The following is a 16,301-nucleotide window of genomic DNA, read 5'->3' as shown; positions in this document are numbered from 1 at the left end:
AGCTTACTCCTTCATGCCGAGATGGACCGCGGCTACTTTAAAGGTTTTGGGCAACGCCAGAATGTTCGGCTGATTCCCCACATACTTCGCGGCATCTTTGAGCGCCTCCTCGAAGGTGGCCCGGGTCTTCATGCCCATTCCCCGGGCATAGCCGGGTTCGTAAGCCCCGACGATATAGATCGCGGCGCAATTCATCTCGGCGATGTGGCCGCAGGAGATCATCGAAAAGGCGTGGTACGGATGATAGCCGTAGTTAAAACGGTATTTGTCGATGTATTCCTGGTTATGGGAGAAGGCTTCGCCGTATTTTTCGAGATCCGGCAGCGTGTTGTGGTAGTCTTGCTGGAAAAGCTCATAGAGCGGCCGGTACGCCGGGAACTCCTGATCATGGAAGTAGCCGTTGCAGATCGAGGAGCAAATCACCACGCAATTATCCTTCATGATCCGTTTGTGACGGATGATATTGGCGGAGATGGCCTGGAGCATCAGGATGGGGTTGGTGCCCATGCCGTTCCCGTAGTGAAACGCCTGGGGCATGCCGAAGACCATGACGTCATATTTTTTCTCGGCCCAAGGGACATAGGTCCGGCGGTCCGCCACTTCCCAGGCGAGCGGCTGAATCTCCTTGGCATAGCCCGTGAATACCGCGATCTGGCGTTGATAGGTATCGAGCACCGCGTCGCAGGTGAAAAACTTCTTGCCCATGCATTGCTCCATGTATTGGCCGATGGAGTCAAATTTCTCCCGCATCAGGCTATGGTTGGAGACCGGCGTAAAATCGCCCCGGTGCATCACATGCGGCACGTGATGCGCGGCAATGGATTTCCAATGGGTGATTCCGGTGGTGCAATGCTTGTACCCGCCCGAATAGCCGCCGTACGGATTGCCCAGCGCATGGCCGATCAACACCGCGAAATCGGACTCATAAACCTCTTTGTTCATGATCACCCGGTTGCCCATGCCATCGCAACCGAGATCGATGAGGTTATCCCAGTCTTCGCTGTCGTGATTGACGATCTGATGGGTCCACCAGAACTCGTTGAAGGTCTTCTCCCCGAGCAAGCTCTTAATCTCTTCGCGGGTATTCTTACGGTGCAGGCCGTTGCTGCAGATCAGCTTGATATCCTGCTTGGCCACGCCCGCTTTTAAGCATTCCTCGATGATGATCGGGATGGCCACCTTGCGGTGGGAGTTCTCCTGAAAACCTCCCTTGACCCGATCGGGAAAGACGATGGTCACTTTGGAGCCGGGCTTCACCGAATCGGCGATCGGCGGCATGCCGATGGGATTCAAGATCGACCGCCGCGTCTCCCCGGCGATGTCTTCCAAAACCGGCGGATCGGGCACGGTCTCCCCGGGGATGAATACATCCGTTGAATCGGGCAGATTCGCCTCCATCAATCCTTGTCCATATTCGAACGCTAGCTTCTTCATTTGACTGCCCCTCCTTAATATCCCGTCTTTGCGGGAATGACTGGTCCTTTAAAATCCATAACGCTTCATCGTTAGCTTGCCCATTCACCGGCCCGCTGCCGAACGGTCGATGGCGGCGATAATTTCATTCAATCCCGCCGGCTCAAAACCGATCGTGCCGCTAAAACGGGTCAAGGCGACCAGACCGCCGTCGATGGCGTCGATCCCGGCGATGGCCGCCGCGTTCTCCAGTTTGAGGCCTCCGCCGTATACCACCGGGAGCGTCTGCCCCCAAAGTTCCTGGATGATGTTCTTGATGGTGCCGGCCACAAAGGCGATATATTCGGCTCCCGGCGGCGTCTTGCCCGGCCCGATCGCCCAAACCGGCTCATAGGCGATGGCGATCTGCCGCTCCGGCAGGAACTCCCGCACGCCCTGGAGGCCCGCCTCGAGCTGGGACCGTAGCACTGCGGCGATCCGCGGCTGCTGCTCCGCAAAAGAACCTTCCCCTTTTTCGGCGGCAGTTTCGCCGACGCATAACAGGACATTCAATCCGGCCCGCAAGGCGCAGACGGTTTCGGCGTGAATCAGCCCGTCCACCGCCCGGTTGGCCCGATTCTGCCGGCTTTCCTCCGCCAGGATGCTCGGATCGTAGGCGGCGATCACGCCCAGTTTATCCTTTCGTTCTTCGGAATGGCCGGTCATCGCCCAGGAGCAGCCCATGTTCCGGGCGGCGCTGGCCGGCCGGTTGGTGGTAAATGCGCCGAAGTTACCTCCCGGCGCCACATCCTCGCGGAAGACCCCCTGGCAGCCGAGGCGCAGCGACCGGGTTGCCTCGGCCGGGAATGACGACAGCGCGTGGGCCGCCTTCAACAGCAGCCCCTCGGGCAGAAACAGGGTGAGCTCCAGGTCGTCCCGCCGCCCCAGGCCATACTCGACGCATTGGGCGATCACCCATTCCATCCATTGCCCCGGATCGTGCTCCGGGCAGACTCCGCCCAGCGCCCGGGGGATGTCAAACCGTTTCAAGTTTACGAAGATTTTGCGTGTTGCCACGTTCCCATACCCCTTTCTTTATCCATACTTACTAATCCCTCTGCGAACCGCGGATCATAACGGCGGCAGACAATGAATCACATCCAAGGTCTGCCCCGGATCCGCTTCCCAAACGACCGGCCCCACGGCGGCCGGGAGGAACAGCTCAGCCGCGGGTCCGACCGGAAGCGTTCCGCCATGCCAATGCAAGACTCCGCTCCCTTGCCACACCACCGCCACGGAGAAACGCTCTTCCGCCGGCAGTTCCAACCGCCCCCAGATCTCGAGCCGGTTCATGGCGAAGAAGGGGGTATCCTGGTACGTAAGCAATTGCCGGATCCGGCCGCCCGGGGCGCACCGCGCGATTTCCGGAACCAGGCGCCAACGCCGGAGAGTCTCCGCTTCGCTCAAGCCTTCATAGCGGAAGCAATCCAGCATCTTTTGGAAACCGATCCCCTGATGCAGCTGTTCGTCGGAGAGCCGGGCGCCGGAAGGTCCGATCCGCTCGACCCGCATGGTAAAATCGGTCGGTTCCTGAATCTCCATGAAGCAGCAGCCCGGACCGGCCGCGTGCGGAACGCCGCCCTCGACCAGGAAGGTCTGACCGGCCTTCACCGGGAAACGGTGCAGGGCGTCCACCATGCCCTCGACATCCTGGCGTTCGAACAGGTCTTGCCAGACGGCGCGGGTGATTCCCGGTTTGAAGCCCAGCAACACATAAGGTTCCACCCCGTCGATCGCCCGGCCGCCCAGAATATGCCAGGCTTCCGTCTTGCCGAACGCCGAATTCAATTCAGCCCGGGCGAAATCGCGGTCCGGATGGACCTGGAGCATCAACCGGCTGCACGAATCGAGCACTTTGACCAGAACGGCCGGTTGCGGCCCGTGTTTCCGGACATGGGCCGCTCCCAAAAACAGCTCGGGAGCTTCCCCAATCAACTCGGGCAGCGGCAGTGCCGGCCCCTCCGCCGGGAGCACCCGGCTGACGCCTTCCTCCGGGATGGGTTGGGGATTCCGCGCCGCCAGGGTCGAAGCCACCCATTCCTCGGCCTGAAAATCATCGCGCGGATCGGGCCGGCCTTGCCAGCGGTCGAGCAGGAGGCCGCCCCGGAACGGGCGTCTGACCCGGTTCATTTGTAATCGCAAAGGCTGATGGGCCCAATCATGCTGCCGCATCAACAATCACCTCTTTCGCCGTACCTCCTGTCACCGGGGGCGCGCTGCATTGCGGTACCGCTTGGCCATGGCTTCCAGGGAAACCTGCTCCACCCGGGAGGCGAATCCGACCGAGCCGAACTGCACAATCAGCGTTCCCACCACTTCATGGACGCCCCGTTTGATGCAACCGACCAGATCCAGGAGATCGGGGTCGGTAATCGCAGCGCCGGTAATCAACGGTTCCATCACCGGCGGTAAGTAGACTCTGGGGTCGAACTGCTCCGGCTTCTGCTCCATCAGCTCCCAGACCGGCCCGATGGATTGGCTGGCGCGTTGGGCGGGGTGATTGGCAAAATATTCCCGGATATTCCGGGTAACCGCCAGCCGGATGTCGGTATCGACATTGATCTTGCCCACGCCGTACGGAATGACCGCCCGCAGCTCTGCGATGGGAATGCCGTGGGCGCCGCTCACCTTCCCGCCGAGCTGGTTAAGCTCTGCCACGATATACTGCGGCACCGTGGAGGAGCCATGGGAGACCAGGACGCCGAAGATGCCTTCATGGCGCAGATTCTCCATGGCGGCGATGGCGATCTCCTTGCGCAGCTTGACGTGCTCGCCCTTGACCGCGCCATGCTTGGTCCCGTAGGAGATGGCCAGGCAGTCCACTCCGGTCTTTTTAAAGAATTCGCAAACGGTCATCGGATTGGTATAGGTGGAATGTTCGGCGAAGACATCATCCTCCACTCCGGCCAGCACCCCCAGCTCGCCCTCGACGGTGACCCCGAGCGGGTGCGCGTATTGGACGACTGCCCGGGTGAGTTCCACATTTTCGGCGAACGGCAGATGCGAACCATCGATCATCACAGAGGTATAGCCGTTATCGATGGCCACCTTCACCGACTCAAAGTCTTTGCCGTGGTCCAGATGGAGCACGACCGGAACGGGCGAGTCCGCGCCGAACTTCCGCACCGCGGCGGCGATCCGTTGGGCGCCGCGGCGTTTATCTTCCAGCGTTCCGTTCAGGAAATCGGCCCGCCCGCCCATGAAGGCGTTGGCCAGATCCGCTCCCTGCAGAATGGCGGCGGAACGAAACTGTTCATGAACCTCGATCACCGCTTGGGCCTGGGCGACCGCATTGACATTAAACGCCCCGTGGGCGAAACCATGTTGTAAAGAGGCCTCTAGTAAAGGCCGTAAAGGGACTAAGGGCACTGTGACTCATCCTTCCTCATGTTGACGTTTTTCTTCTTACCGCAGCTCGGAAAAGCGCGGCAACGCCTCGCCAATCAAGGGGCGGCAATAGGATAAAAATTCGTCGGTCACGTCGTTGCCGCGCGCATTGATGTAACGATCGGGCATTTTCCTTTCATTCAGCATTACTTCGGCCAGGGGAATTAAGACTGTTTCACAGGAATAGGGCTCATCGGACACTCGGCGATAGCCCACCATATAGCCGGTCTTGCCTTCCAGCAGCGACTGGACTGCGAACTCGCCGACCCGGATCGCTTCTTCCCGATCCACCGCCGATTGCAGCGCGATCGAGGCCCGGCCGAGGATCCCCGGTTTCTCACTGCGGGCTTTAATGCCCAGTTCCTTCATGACCAGCACCGCCAGGTGAGTCCCGACATCCCCGAAATAGACATCCCGGCCTTTGGTCAACAGCGGCTCGACGATGGGACGGCCGTCCGCATTCACCAGACCTTCGCTGGCGACCACCACCACTCCGCCTAGCTCTTTGTGCAACCGGTCCACATCTTCCAGAAACTCCTCCGGATGAAAGGGCCGTTCCGGCAGATAGATCAGATGAGGCGCCATTCCGGCGCGACGGCGCGCCAGGGCGCTGGCGGCCGCGATCCAACCGGCATTCCGCCCCATCGCCTCAATGATGCTGACATGAATCGGCAATGCCTGCACATCCTGGGCCGCTTCAGCCACTGACGTCGCCAAATACCGCGCGGCGCTGCCGTATCCGGGACAATGATCGGTCACGGCAATGTCGTTGTCGATAGTCTTTGGGATGCCCAGCACTTGAATACCGTGGGCCGACGCCAGCTCCTGGATCTTGCCGCAGGTGTCCATCGATCCGTTGCCGCCGTTAAACAAGAGATAGCGGATGTTGTTCCGTTTCAGGATGGAGACGATCTGCTGGTAATCCTCAGCCAGGAGTTTGGTCCGGGAAGTGCCGAGAGCCGAGGCCGGCGTCCAAGGCAGCCGCTGGAGCTGTTCCTCGGGTTGTTGCAGTAAATCAATCCATGCTTCGCGGAAAATTCCGTCCACGCCGCCGACCGCGCCGTAGACCGCCACTTCGGGATGGCGGGCCGCTTCCTGAATCACACCGTACAGCGAGGCATTTATGACCGCTGTAGGCCCTCCGCCGTGAACGACTAAAATCTGATCTTTCATCTTCATGCTCCCTTCGCCAAATTTGTTCCAAACCTTTGGATAAGCGCGAAAAATTTTTTACTGGCCGTTCGGGGCGGCACAACTTTCGCGAACTACCAGTTCAAAAGGGATGTCCAGCCGCACTGGCAAGGTGTGGCCGCCCTCGATCCGGTCGATTAAAATCTTCGCCGCGAATTTACCCAGTTCTTCTTTGGGGACCCGGATGGTGGTCAGGGCCGGAGTCACATAAGCCGCCATTTCGATATCGTCGATTCCGACCAGCGACAGATCCTCCGGTATCCGCAATCCCGCTTCGCGGGCCGCTCGCATGGCGCCGATGGCCACGGTGTCGTTGGCGCAAAAGAACGCCGTCGGCAGCTGCTCCTGGTGCAATAGTTGCTTCATCCGCTGATAACTGGCGTCGGACGTCAGCTCCACCCCCTGGATCCATTCGGAATGGACTGGTAAGTCATTTTCCGCCATCGCGCGGCAGAATCCTTCATAACGGTGTTCATTGATGACTCCATTGCCGCTCTCCGCCTCGGGTACCGGCCCAAGATAGCCGATCTTGGCGTGGCCCAGGCCGATCAAATATTTCACAGCTTGAATCGAAGCGCGGTAAGCGTCGCAAATCACCTCGTCGAAACCGCTATTGACGCAGTTTAATCCGGCGTACACCAAATTGGGGAAGTTGTTTTTGAGAAACTCCAAAAACTCCCGGTCGAATCGGCCGAGCACCACCGCGCCGTCCACCCGGTTGGAGGTGATATTGTTGTAAAGCGCGGATTGGGTCATGTCGCAGGAGGAAAAGGAATAACCCAGCACATAGCCGCGCTGGGCCGCCTCCAACTGAATTCCGCGGGCGATGATCGAAAAGAACGGATCGGTGAAAGTATCCCTGGTCGAAGTGAAAATACAGCCAATGGCCTTGGTCCTGAGCGGTTGTTCCTCCGGGGACTGGTTCTTCAGGGTCCGGGCGTTGAGGTTCGGGACGTAGCCGAGTTCGCGGACGATCTTCCAGACTCTTTCCTTTGTTTCGGGGCTGGCCGGTTTGGATTGATCGTCGTTGATGATCCGCGAAACCGTCGATATCGATACATTCGCCTTGGCGGCGATCTCTTTCAAGGTCGAGCGCATGTCAAAACTCCCGTTTCAGTAGATATTGCTTCAGGAATTCTAAAAGCCATGGGATAAAGTCCTCAAATTCGGAAATCATCCTTTCAATGGACTAAAAAAAGACTTTATCACTTGCTTTTCTGAGCTTTTGTGTTCACCCTGGCCTTCGGACAGGGTTTTTCACAACGCTTCTAAATCCCTAATAACACAGTTCATTTGCATCTTTTTATGAATCGATGGATTCGACAGCGTTGGCTTAAACTCCTGCTTCCTCCAAACGTTTGGAACAAAATATTTTAAACAGCCGGCCGGATCCCGCTACCTCCGGCATCTCAGCTGAAAAAACCGCGCAATTTTTTTGGGAATCATCCGATAATTATAATAAACACATATGCCGCATTGAGCTTTCTGAATGCTCCGCTGAAACGAAAATAACTTTGGGTGAGTGATAATGCATAGCGTGCTGATTGTCGATGACGATTGGTTTCAACGGCGCCTGATCATCAAGCTGTTGAAACAGTTTGAATGGAACTGTTTTGAAGCGTTTGCCGAAGCGGAGGATGGCGAGGCCGCATTGGAGATCATGGAAAGCTTTCCGGCGGAAGTGATTCTGACCGATATCCGGATGCCCCGCATGAACGGGATTGAACTCCTGGAAGCGGTCAAAAAGTCCGGCAAACCCATCGAGGTCGTTCTGATCAGTACTCACAGCGATTTTGAGTACGCCCGGCAAGGTATCATCCATGGCGCTTTCGATTACCTTCTCAAGCCCATTGACAAAACCAATCTGAGCGCGATCATGACTCGGCTCCGAAATTTTCTGGACGAAAGGAGCCAAAAGAAGCGTCAAGCCGGCGTCGAAGCCTCCTTATGCAGTCAATTGGAAACGTTCTGTTCCCGAAGCGATGTCGAGCGCCTCTGTACGCTTTGGTCCACCGACCCCGGCGCGGCGTTGGCGGATGCCGAAACCATCGCCGCCAAGCTGTTTCATTTCTTTGACGGCGATCACCTCAAGGTGGGTCTGGTCCTCGATCTGCTGTTGGAAAAGTTCGTCGCAGCCATCATCGAACGCCATCGCTGGCTCGATACCTTTGGCTTTGGATTGCAATCCAGGGCTTCTTTTCAGTCGCTGACCGGTCTGGACGAGATCGCCGCCCTTTTGCGGCGCGTTTTTCTCGAACTGACCGAACTTCATTCCCGTTTCCATCTGGATCAGCCCGATGCCGTCATCCGGCAGCTGTGCGAGTATATCGCGGCAAATTCCGAAGACCGGATTACCCTGGAGACGGCCGCCCGCCAATTCAATTTCAACGCCGACTACCTGAGCAAGATGTTCAAGTCGAAAACCGGCATGAGCTTTAACGACTATGTCACGAAGATCAAAATGGAGCGGGCCAAACGGTTGCTCCGCTCCGGAAAGTATAAAAATTATGAAATCAGCGAACTGCTGGGGTATCGCGATCGCGATTATTTCTGCCGGCTTTTCAAGCAATATTCCGGATACACGCCGTCGGAGTACCGCAGGCGGCCCTCGGGTCATTCCAATGATCCGTCGGTTCCCTAGGCCGTTGCAGGTAATCGCAACTGCCACCACATCGGGTAGACAGTTCGTGCCCTATATCCTAAAAATGTGCATAAGCTCCGAAAATGATTGCCGCGGTTTCAAGAGCCTCGCGCCTTCTGCAGCGCGTCACAGCAGTTTCTGAGCCGTTCCAACCCGCTGCGGCATCCCGCTTGGTCGGGGCACCGGGCGGCCTCTTCCAGTTCGCCGGAGATTTCGGCCAGCTCTCCGAGGCGCAAATTGGCGGCGGAACCGTACAATTGATGGGCGAATCGTGCAAGCTCCGGAAAATCGCCGTTTTGGAACGCTTCCGCCAGTTTTTCCAGCATGGCCGGTAAAAAGTCAAGATACTCGTCAAACAGTTCCTCAGCCTGGCTCCGGCTGAAACCCGTTTTCGCCATGAATTGGACCCGGCTATCCGCCAACAGATCCCGCTCTTTCGGTCGGAGCGTAGCGGCATAGCGCTCGATCATCCGGAACACCTGTTCAGAATCCACCGGTTTGCTGATATAATCATCCATCCCCGCTTTCAGGCATTCTTCCCGAGCCCCCTTCATGGCATTGGCCGTCATCGCGATAATCGGCGTATGCTTCCGGCCCGCTTCCATGGCCCGGATCCTGGCCGTGCTTTCGTAACCATCCATTCTAGGCATCTGGCAGTCCATGAAGACGATATCATACTCGTTGACCTGCACCGCCTGGCAAGCTTCGTTGCCATCCACGGCGAACTCACAAGCCAGGCCTTGCTTCTTCAACATCAGCGAAACCAGCTTGCGGTTCACCGGGCTATCTTCCACCAGCAAGATGCGCGGCTGGCGAAGCCACTCAACAGAGCCGCTCACCGGATGGTGAGAGGTGAGGCTTTCCGTTGCATCGGACGGGTCACCAGAACCGACCATCCCGGTTTGAGTACTCTTTTTCACAACGCCCAACTGAATGGTGAAAAAAAATTCGGAACCCTCCCCCGGAGCGCTGTGGACCCCGATCTCTCCCTGCATCATCCCCACCAATTCTTTGGAGATCGCCAACCCCAACCCCGTCCCGCCGTATTTGCGGGTGGTCGAAGCGTCCGTTTGGGTGAATGGCGTGAATAGCCGGTTTTGCTCTTCCGGGGTCATCCCGATCCCGGTATCCCGGACCGCGAATCGTATCCGAACCGTATCCCCGATAGTCTCCACCCGTTTGGCGGCGAAGGTTACCGAACCATGGTGGGTGAATTTTATGGCGTTGCTCAAAAGATTGTTCAATACCTGACGGAGACGGGCGGGATCACCCAGGACCGTTTCCGGCAGATCCGTCCCGAAGGAGGTTTCGAAGCGGATTCCCTTTTCACGGGCTTTGCCGACAAATAGAGCGGGAACGTCCGCCAGCATCCCCCGGAGATTAAACTCGATCATTTCCAGATTTAACCGGCCGGCCTCGATCTTTGAAAAATCGAGGATGTCGTTGATCAAATAAAGCAGATCGGCGGCAGCGGACCGGGCATCGCTTACCAGCTCGCGCTGCTGCCCATCGAGTCCCGTACCGTCCAGCAATTCCAGGAAGCCGACCACTCCGTTGAGCGGCGTCCGGATCTCGTGCGACATATTGGCCAAAAACCGGCTTTTGGCGACAGTGGCCACTTCCGCCAGTTCCTTCGCCCGGATCAGCTCTTGCGCGAATTTCTTCGGCTCGCTGATGTCGCCAAACATATAGAACCGCCCGTAATAGCGGTCCCGGTCATCGCGGATCTCCGACGAAAACCGCCGCAATGTCCGGCCATCCTTCAGCTCCAGCTCGTCCTCGACCACACTGCGGTTCCCGGGGTCCGATAGCGTCCGGTAGGATTCCAGAAAAGCGGCGGCATCCCTCACCAGCGAAGCGCACTCCGTCACGAACGCCTGATGGCCGAGGCCGCCGCGGGATAACGCTTCCCCGCGGTCCGCCAGCCCCCAGATCTCCGCGAAGCGGCGCGTATGATAAATAATCCGGTCGCAGCGGTCATCGACTACCGCGAATCCCAGGGGCGACTTTTCGGTCATCAATTGCAGCAAGCTCTCCCGCCAGCGCAGTTTTTGCTCCACCTGCTTCTGCTCGGTGATATCGAGTGCGCTCGTGATCCAGCAGGGGCTACCGGAGACCTGAATCACATCCGCCGCAAAAACCAGGGTATGAATGGCTCCGTCCCGAGTGCGGATCCGGACTTCGCGGTTGGATACCGGACGCTTCTCCATAAACAACCGGATCAGCTCATCGTGTTCCTCCAGGACTTCCAGCAATGCCAATTCACAAAAGTTTTTGCCGACCAGATCCGGCTTGGCTAGGCCGAAAGCGTTGAGAAAGGATTCATTGGCATCGATGCAGCAGCCGTCGGTGAGCCGGATAATGGTCATCGGGACCGAATTTAAATGAAAGGCGCTAGCGAATTTGGTCTCGTTTTCGCGGATCTCCCGTTCCTGCTCTTTGGCCCGGGTGATGTCCCAATTGGTCCCGATTACATAACGCGGTTGCCCTTTTTCATCATAAACCGCCTTCGCGAAGGCGCGAATATGCCGGATTCCGCCGTCGCCGCGGCGAATGCGGAATTCCGTGTCCAACATCCGGCGCTCGCGGAGCATCGCTCGAAGTTGGCCGCAGAGCCGATGCGAATCCTCGGGTAAAACGCAACTCTCCCAGAGGATCTTCTCGGATAATCCGGAACCGGGTTCCACCCCGTACAGACTATACATCCGCTCGTTCCATTCCAGGCGGCGGGCGGTCAGATCAAACTTCCAAATACCGATGTTTCCGGCCTCGACCGCCAGATTGAGCTTCCGGCTCTCCTCGGCCAGCTTGGCCTTTTCCCGCAATATCCGGTGGAAAGCCAGAAACAGCGCCAGGATCACTCCGACCATGGCCAGCGCGTAGAAGACACGGTTCCAGATCACCGCGTTCCAGCGCCGGACGTTGTATTCGACTCCCAAATAGGCCAAAGTCCTGCGGCGTACCGGGTCCTCCACCGGAAGCAGGATTCTAATCAAGGAGCCGCGCTTTTCCTTGTAAAGCGGGCTGCCCAATCGCTTCCCCCGGCGCGCCGCCTGCCGCAAGACCCGGTCATCGGCGGCCATCTCCCGCCCCGGGCCAAAACGAAGAGGGTCGCCGTCCGCCCGGGAATCCACCAGCGCGATGACCCGGCCTTTCCTCACTGTAAAAAGATAAGCCAGCCGGACCTCGGGAGCCACCCGGATCAACTGGGTCAGGCTATCTTTCAACTGCACATATTCGGGCTTTCGAATATCGGCCGGACTGCCTTCAAGCAGGACGAGATCATCGCGTTGAACGGAGGCCTGCGTCATTCCGGCGATCTTCAAAGCATTGGCCCAAGCCCGTTTGTGAACCTGCTGCCATGTATACCCGAAATAGGCAGCACTAAAAATCAGCACCAAACACAGCCCGGCTAGGAAATGGCACCGGCTCGGCGGTTCGTGAAACGGATCCATTTTCCTAAAAGCGCTGTTCATTGGCGTTCTCCCATCCATCGCTCTTTTCCTGAGCATCGGCAAAATAAACGATTTTCTAAATTGGAATTTGTTGGAAAGTCCTTCCTTCAGTTCCAATTCCTTGGTTACATAAATTTAACAATTTCACCGACAATCCGGAAGATTAGCGCAATGGCGGGGGATTGACGGGTCTGCGCTTCCAGTTTCAGGTTTAAGAGATGGAAATGAGTTACCGATATTTTTTTAGTCTTGTGTGATGGTGCCTGCCCGCCATTCGAAGAAAGGAGTTCAACCGAGGAATCTATGAAAAAAGTGCGAACCGAAGAGTTACAGGACGGAATGAAACTGGCCAAGACTATCTATTCGATCGACGGAAAGGTCCTGGTCCGCCAGAAAGCCGAGCTGTCACAGAGTTTAATCCAGAAACTGAAAAGCCTGGGGCTGCCGGCCGCTTTCATCGAAGAGCCCACCGCCGCCAATCAGGCCAAGGTCGCCGATCTGATCTCCGAAGCGCTCCGCGTCGACCTGGTCAGCAGTCTCTCCCAGTTAGATTCGGAGATCCGTTCCGGCCGCGCGGCGACGATCACGCCCAACAAGCAGCGGCTCTTCGCTTTGGTCGATGAGGTTCTGGCCAATCGCAGCCAGCAGATGGGGATGACCGACATCCGCTTTCACGGCGACTATATTTACGGGCATTCGGTGCATGTCTGCGCCATTGCGGTAAAGATCGGAGCGCTGCTGGGCTATTCCCAGGCCAAACTGGCCGACCTGGCGCTCGGTGCTTTGTTTCACGACATCGGAATGACCCAGATTCCGCTCAATCTGCTGAACAAAACCAGCGAACTCACGCCCCAGGAGCGGCAGCTGATCCGGGTCCATCCCGAGCATGGCTATGCGATGTTGCGAAAAAGCGCTCATTTTTCAGCCGTCGCCACGCATGTGGCCTATCAGCATCATGAGCGGTATGACGGCACAGGATACCCTCGGGGACTGGCCGGCGATGCCATCCACGAATTCGCCCGCATTGTTGCGGTAGCCGACGTGTACGACGCGCTCACCACCGAAAAAGTTTACCGTCCCGCCAAAAGCGCAACCGAGGCTTTTGACTACATTTACAGCAGGAGTGAGAGCGACTTTGATCCACAGATCGTGGCGCGCTTCGCTAAGGTGATTCAGGGCGCGCAGCCATGACCCGTTGTATCAGGAATCGGGGAGCGGCGGCAGCCGCCGGCCCCGGTCCCGTTATTTTTGCTCCTTGCAGAGATGCTGGTACATCAGTTCATTGTACAGCTCGTCATTGTTCCAACTCTTGACCGAAAAACCATAATTGCTGACCACCTCCCGGACCGCATTCAACATCTCCTCGACATCGCGGTCCCCCTGTCCCGAACGATCCTCCAACTGCAGGATGAGACCCTGTCCCGCTTTCCAACCCATTGCAAACCCCTCCAATCGCTATCGTCAGGTTCGGCGCGCCCGCTATCCACGCGGCCAACCCGGACTCTTAAACCTTATTGTACCATGATTTCACCCCTTTTTGCGTTCCGGCCGTTTTCCGCCTCATTTTTTTGCCAAACCCATGTCCCGGTCGCAGCGACGGCCGGGACATGGGCCAAAAAGAAGGAATCTTCCGCCGATGCGGATCTAACTTTACAATAAATGATGATCAAAGCGTTGCGATTCGGTTACAATCATTTGAATAGACTTTCCGGTCCGCCGCGAAACCGCAAAGCATAGCCTCAAACCGGCTAACCCGCGGCCCCGGCCCAAGTGGCCCAATCCATGCCAATAAAACTTGTGTCATTGTCTTACGTCAAATTAGCCTAAGTGCTCATAGAATGTATCAAAAAGTGAGGTGAACCAACACTCATGAACCGACGCAGAGGACCCAGAGGACCGGAGCGGCCACGGGGGCGGGAGTACCCGCGGTACCCTTACCCTTACCAGCCTTATCAGCCCGTTCCGTATTACTATCCCCCGGGCTATGCCCCCGGATATGCTCCCGGATACCAGCGACCCCAGCAACCAGGCTATTGCCCCTATGGCGGAACGGCTTACACGGTCCAAGAAGATATGGACGTTTCTACCTTAGCCAACCAGCTCGGTGTCTCCGAGGACACGATTCTCAGCTATAATCCAGGTCTCAGCCCGGATTCAACCATCTCCAGCGGGCAGGTCGTCTGTCTGCCAACCAGCTAAGCTATATTTTAAAAATAATGAAAGGAGCTGACCCTTTTTCCCCGGGGTTAGCTCCTTTAGTTTAGGCGAAGTTCTTTCCAAGGTCCACTCCCGCGCGAATTCTTAACGAAATGCTTCATTGAATGTATCGGTTGCAGTTTCAAAACGTTCGCCTCATAACAGAAAAGCTTCGCGATCCTCTCGCAAAGCTTTGAATGTCAAATGGTGCGCCCGGCAAGATTCGAACTTGCGGCCCTTTGATTCGTAGTCAAATACTCTATCCACTGAGCTACGGGCGCGTGAGACTTGCTATTCATTTAACGGAAGTTAATTATATCATACGGATGGTCAAAAGTAAAGTGTCCAAAAAAAACCAATGACGTAACCAAGCGCCCGGATCGCTCTCCAGGACTTTCTACCTGCTTTATCTTACTTGATAATTGGCGGGTTGTCAATTTCTTTCTTCCCCGAACTTCGTAGCAAATCCTGGACATTCGGCCGACGGCCATGGCCCGGAAAAAAGGATCGGTTTGTCACCCGATCCTTCATAGCCTTACTCAAGACGATTTGGCGTTGCCGAAGGAGTCTTGTTTTGGACGAAGGTGGCAAATGCCCGCCGTCTTCTCGACATTCAATACAAAGGCAATGCCCCTGCTCGGCGTATCCAAATTCACTGCGTTGGAGATGGCGTCCAACACTGCATCCGTTTGGATCCGCTCTACCAATGTCAAGATAATCTCCTTTTCCGGCTCGATCGGTATCCCGAATAATTTAGCGTTTTCATGAATGCCTGTCCCGCGGCTGTGGATGATGGTGCCGCCCGAAGCCCCCGCTTTTTTGGCCGCATCGATCACATCCTCGGCATAGCCCCGATTGACGATGGTCACAATCAATTCAAATTGCGGACAATTCTCAGCCATTACCGCTCACCTCCCGGACTTTGACTTTGGGAAACTGGAAAATTGGCCATTAAGTGAACGACTCCGATCAAGCGTTTTAAATCGAGTACCATCGCAATGCCGTTGCCCGGCTTATCCAATTGCGCCTCCTGAACAATCGTCTGGAGCATGGTATCGACCATATTTCGGTCCGCGACCGTCAGAACGATCTCTTTCTCCGGTTCGTATTCCATGCCCAAAAACTTCAGATAGATATCCTTGTTCGCCGTGCCACGCGCCAAAACGATGGTGCCGCCCGATGCTCCGGCTTTTTTGGTGGCGGCCACCACTCTGCTGGCCACCCCCTTTTTGAGGATGGTGACGATCAACTTCGCGTCGGCCTTCGCATCAACCCCGCCTTCAGCCATTGTTCCGCTCCTTTCTGCTATATAAAAACCCTAAGGATAAAATCGCCAAAATCGGCGTCAAGGCGACCAGTGCAATCATGCCGAAACCATCGAGCAGGGGATTCCGGTTCTCCAAGACCTTGGCCGCGCCCACCGTCAGGGCCAAAATAAACGTCACGGTCATCGGCCCGGTGGCCGCTCCCCCCGAGTCAAAGGCGATGCCCACGAAGGCCGGATCGGAAAGAAACGCGAGCCCGATCACAAGAATATAGCCGGGTATGAGAAAATACCAGAGCGATATCCCCAGCAACACCCGGGCCATGGATAACGCCACCGACAGCGCCACTCCGATGGCCAGGGCGTACAGTAATATTTTCTTATTGATATGCCCGCCCGAGATCTCTTCCACCTGATTGCTCAGGACCAACACCGCCGGTTCCGCCAGCACCGCGGCGAAACCCAGCAAAAATCCCAGCGGGACTAATATCCAATTATGCTTGATAGACCCCAGGGTCTTCCCCAATAGATCCCCCGCGGGGAGGAAGCCGACGTGGACACCTTGGAGAAAGAGCGCCACGCCCAGGAAAACCAGCAGCATTCCGCGAACGATCTTCTTTAACTGCCGTTTCGGAAGCTTCAACATGATGACTTGGGACACCGCAAAAACCGCCACTACCGGGAAGAGCGCCCAGAAGACTTCCCTTAGCACCCC

At 56.8% G+C, this 16,301-nt stretch carries 14 protein-coding genes and 1 tRNA gene; 3 read left to right on the top strand and 12 right to left on the bottom strand.

The genetic code is table 11. From position 1 onward, the window contains the following. Positions 1 to 3: 3 nt before the first annotated feature. From EDC14_RS20170 to EDC14_RS20145, 6 genes are all read right to left on the bottom strand, one after another. Positions 4 to 1,434, bottom strand: coding sequence for a lactate racemase domain-containing protein (locus EDC14_RS20170; RefSeq protein WP_132016120.1), 1,431 nt, complete (start codon positions 1,432 to 1,434; stop codon positions 4 to 6). Positions 1,435 to 1,518: 84 nt separating this feature from the next. Beyond that, positions 1,519 to 2,469, bottom strand: a complete 951-nt coding sequence (locus EDC14_RS20165; protein ID WP_243663046.1) for a triose-phosphate isomerase — start codon at positions 2,467 to 2,469, stop codon at positions 1,519 to 1,521. Between the two features lie 54 nt (positions 2,470 to 2,523). Continuing rightward, positions 2,524 to 3,624 (bottom strand): class I mannose-6-phosphate isomerase, encoded by a 1,101-nt coding sequence (locus EDC14_RS20160; protein WP_132016119.1) that lies wholly within the window; start codon positions 3,622 to 3,624, stop codon positions 2,524 to 2,526. Positions 3,625 to 3,654: 30 nt separating this feature from the next. After that, the gene (locus EDC14_RS20155; RefSeq protein ID WP_132016118.1) at positions 3,655 to 4,821 is read right to left on the bottom strand and encodes a class II fructose-bisphosphate aldolase; all 1,167 of its coding nucleotides are present in this window, start codon (positions 4,819 to 4,821) and stop codon (positions 3,655 to 3,657) included. 36 nt (positions 4,822 to 4,857) lie between these two features. Continuing rightward, positions 4,858 to 6,012 (bottom strand): diphosphate--fructose-6-phosphate 1-phosphotransferase, encoded by a 1,155-nt coding sequence (locus tag EDC14_RS20150; RefSeq protein WP_132016117.1) that lies wholly within the window; start codon positions 6,010 to 6,012, stop codon positions 4,858 to 4,860. A gap of 57 nt (positions 6,013 to 6,069) precedes the next feature. Beyond that, positions 6,070 to 7,128: a LacI family DNA-binding transcriptional regulator gene (locus tag EDC14_RS20145; protein WP_132016116.1), complete on the bottom strand. Its 1,059-nt coding sequence runs from the start codon at positions 7,126 to 7,128 to the stop codon at positions 6,070 to 6,072. A 430-nt stretch (positions 7,129 to 7,558) separates the two neighbouring features. On the opposite strand from EDC14_RS20145, the gene EDC14_RS20140 reads away from it, so the two are divergent. Next, positions 7,559 to 8,671 (top strand): response regulator, encoded by a 1,113-nt coding sequence (locus EDC14_RS20140; RefSeq protein WP_132016115.1) that lies wholly within the window; start codon positions 7,559 to 7,561, stop codon positions 8,669 to 8,671. A 98-nt stretch (positions 8,672 to 8,769) separates the two neighbouring features. Here the strand turns inward: EDC14_RS20140 and EDC14_RS20135 are convergent, their stop codons facing one another. Continuing rightward, positions 8,770 to 12,069 (bottom strand): hybrid sensor histidine kinase/response regulator, encoded by a 3,300-nt coding sequence (locus tag EDC14_RS20135; protein ID WP_165908173.1) that lies wholly within the window; start codon positions 12,067 to 12,069, stop codon positions 8,770 to 8,772. Positions 12,070 to 12,429: 360 nt separating this feature from the next. Between EDC14_RS20135 and EDC14_RS20130 the strand changes: the two genes are divergently transcribed. After that, positions 12,430 to 13,317 carry an HD-GYP domain-containing protein gene (locus EDC14_RS20130; protein ID WP_132016113.1) on the top strand — a complete coding sequence of 296 codons (888 nt, stop codon included), beginning with the start codon at positions 12,430 to 12,432 and terminating at the stop codon, positions 13,315 to 13,317. Between the two features lie 51 nt (positions 13,318 to 13,368). Here EDC14_RS20130 and EDC14_RS20125 read toward each other — a convergent pair whose 3' ends face one another. Beyond that, a complete protein-coding gene (locus EDC14_RS20125) occupies positions 13,369 to 13,563 on the bottom strand; it encodes a hypothetical protein (protein ID WP_132016112.1) in 195 nt (64 codons plus the stop codon). A 432-nt stretch (positions 13,564 to 13,995) separates the two neighbouring features. On the opposite strand from EDC14_RS20125, the gene EDC14_RS20120 reads away from it, so the two are divergent. Then, on the top strand, positions 13,996 to 14,325 hold the full coding sequence (locus EDC14_RS20120; RefSeq protein WP_132016111.1) for a LysM peptidoglycan-binding domain-containing protein: 330 nt from the start codon (positions 13,996 to 13,998) through the stop codon (positions 14,323 to 14,325). 202 nt (positions 14,326 to 14,527) lie between these two features. Here EDC14_RS20120 and EDC14_RS20115 read toward each other — a convergent pair. The 4 genes from EDC14_RS20115 to EDC14_RS20105 all read right to left on the bottom strand — a co-directional run bounded on the left by EDC14_RS20115 (position 14,528) and on the right by EDC14_RS20105 (position 16,298). Then, a tRNA-Arg gene (locus EDC14_RS20115) sits at positions 14,528 to 14,603 on the bottom strand. Between the two features lie 258 nt (positions 14,604 to 14,861). Next, positions 14,862 to 15,224 carry a P-II family nitrogen regulator gene (locus tag EDC14_RS27415; protein WP_243663045.1) on the bottom strand — a complete coding sequence of 121 codons (363 nt, stop codon included), beginning with the start codon at positions 15,222 to 15,224 and terminating at the stop codon, positions 14,862 to 14,864. Next, positions 15,224 to 15,610 (bottom strand): P-II family nitrogen regulator, encoded by a 387-nt coding sequence (locus tag EDC14_RS27410; RefSeq protein WP_243663044.1) that lies wholly within the window; start codon positions 15,608 to 15,610, stop codon positions 15,224 to 15,226. Before EDC14_RS27410 ends, EDC14_RS27415 begins: the two co-directional genes overlap by 1 nt. Further along, positions 15,603 to 16,298, bottom strand: coding sequence for a DUF1538 domain-containing protein (locus EDC14_RS20105; protein WP_341540179.1), 696 nt, complete (start codon positions 16,296 to 16,298; stop codon positions 15,603 to 15,605). Before EDC14_RS20105 ends, EDC14_RS27410 begins: the two co-directional genes overlap by 8 nt. Between the last annotated feature and the right edge of the window lie 3 nt (positions 16,299 to 16,301).

The organism is Hydrogenispora ethanolica, from assembly GCF_004340685.1.
GTDB lineage: Bacteria > Bacillota > UBA4882 > UBA8346 > UBA8346 > Hydrogenispora > Hydrogenispora ethanolica.
Note: the sequence above shows the minus strand (reverse complement) of the source record. Positions and strands in the feature narration are given on the sequence as shown.